Consider the following 2,184-nt stretch of genomic DNA (forward strand, 5'->3'; position numbering starts at 1 on the left):
TCTCTATTCTATGATGTTAAAGCGTATATTTTTATTCATATTTATTGTCCAATAATTTCAGCAACTAAATAACCACCTGGTGTTCCTTTAGAAAGTTCTAAGTTTAATTTATTAGTTGTGCCTGTCACTATTATTGTTGCATCATAAAAACTCGAAGTCAATATTTCGGAGAATGAGATAAATCCATCATCACGACATATTATTCCATATATTCCATAATAAGAATCATTACTTGCCACCCACTTTAGAGTTAGAACACCTACGGTTTGGGAAGGTACTGTAATTTCTAAATTTCCAGATGCAGCAATATTTGCAAATTTTTTGTACACTCCCCCGTTTTCTAATGCTTTTAACTTCATGTGTTTAACTATTAAATTTCTTCATAATTTTCTAAAACTTTACCTGCATTCGTTGATAATGGGTTAGTCATATTATAAACTGTAGTTATCTCAACTACAGTGCCCGCTATTGGTACTATTAACTTTAAGGTATCACCTGTATTTGTGAACTCTGGGACATCACCTTTAATCATTGTTACAGGTGATATTAATGGAAAACCTCCATTATTGTTACTTGCCGTTACTATAAACCTACTTGTTATACTATTGACATAAAAAGTAGCATCATTGCCTAAGTCAATGAATTGATTCGAAGAAGAAGTCTTTATCGCCCTTGTTGTAGTTTCCTTAAATTGAATTTGTATATTTCCGTTTAAAGGACCTGTTATTTTAACCATCCTAGCAAGTCTTAATTTTCCTAAGTAGGGATTATCCAAAGAGGTTATACTGCCAGAAAAATCAATAAAATTACTGCCATCTGCTATCTTACTATTCATCATTCCTTCTAATCTAATATTTCCTGTTGCAGTTTGTGGTAATACCGAATCTATTTTTATTATTGGTACTGAAGTCGTCCCAAAGGCATTAAAATCGAGTATGGCGTTATATAATTTACATCCTGCTCCTATATTTATGTACTCCCATCCATTTACACCATTTAACCAACACTTATCTAATCCACTACCATGAAAAGAATCATTTCCTCCATTTCTTATAAAAGCTAATGCTCTTAAATTATCTATAAATCTTGAATCAGATACAATACATTTTTCAGTAAATTCGTTAGCGTCTTCATTATTATAAATCACAGCATTCCTAAGGTTATTAAAATAACATCTGTCAATTCTAACCCCATTACAGCCTGCCAGCTCTATCCCGTCAACATCTTTTACTTCACCAGCTCTACCCTCAAAACGTATTCCACTTATGTTTGCTCCCACATTGATATCTCCAGATCCCCCTTTTATTTTAATGTAAGAAGTTCTTAATACATTACTAGTAATAATTGCAAGTCCTTCAGAATATATCAATCTTGAATCAAAATTCCCATTGTTGAATAAAATTTGAGAATCTAATAAATAAGTCTTTCTATCCTTTAGTTTTACTGTTTTTTTTAAATCCACTGCCTTCTGTATAGCATTAGAATCATTGGTAATACCGTCTCCTTTTGCCCCAAACCAATGGACATCAACAAAATCATTCAAAATTCCATTGCTAAAATCAATATTCTCAAATACTTGGTATGATTCTGAAGATACTTCAATGCTTTCTCCAGTTAATATACCATTCTTTAATTTGCCACCATTAAACTTTAATATTACATTTTCAGGTATGGTAATTGTCGCGTCATTTAAATCATGATCATGTATTATATCCCATGTAGAATTTGAATAAGAAGAAGGTATTGATGTAAAATCAAAATTACTTGCTATTAGTATATAACCCATTTGCTCTATTGTTTTAAACTACTATTTTTAATTTTAAAATATAATCATCTTTAGATGACTCTTCATTATAGAATAATTTCTACAATACTTGTTCTGTAAGTTCTTCAAAATTATAAATAAAACTACTATCAATTGACTTATTAAGAAAGTATTATAATTAATCTTGTTATTAAGAATCAACCTGAAACCAGTATTAAATACTTCTATATTAATACCTAATATAAGCACATAGTAATGAAAGGAAAGGTTAAAAAAAGAAAAGCAACTTCAAGAAAATCAGCAAACACAAAACAAATCATTTTAATTAAAAAAAAGCAAAACTAGAACCAAAGCCAAAATATTTAAAATCCCCAGTGCTAATAACGATTTTGTAACCGAAATCAAATACATAGGCACAC

At 30.0% G+C, this 2,184-nt stretch carries 2 protein-coding genes; both read right to left on the bottom strand.

The features are described from left to right. Nucleotides 1-41 precede the first annotated feature (41 nt). A complete protein-coding gene (locus tag Z054_RS0127205) occupies nucleotides 42-359 on the bottom strand; it encodes a hypothetical protein (protein WP_024773122.1) in 318 nt (105 codons plus the stop codon). 11 nt (nucleotides 360-370) lie between these two features. Next, entirely contained in the window at nucleotides 371-1,786 is a 1,416-nt protein-coding gene (locus tag Z054_RS0127210; RefSeq protein WP_024773123.1) for a hypothetical protein, read from the bottom strand. Between the last annotated feature and the right edge of the window lie 398 nt (nucleotides 1,787-2,184).

The sequence above is a fragment of the Aquimarina macrocephali JAMB N27 genome (assembly GCF_000520995.1).
Lineage (GTDB): Bacteria > Bacteroidota > Bacteroidia > Flavobacteriales > Flavobacteriaceae > Aquimarina > Aquimarina macrocephali.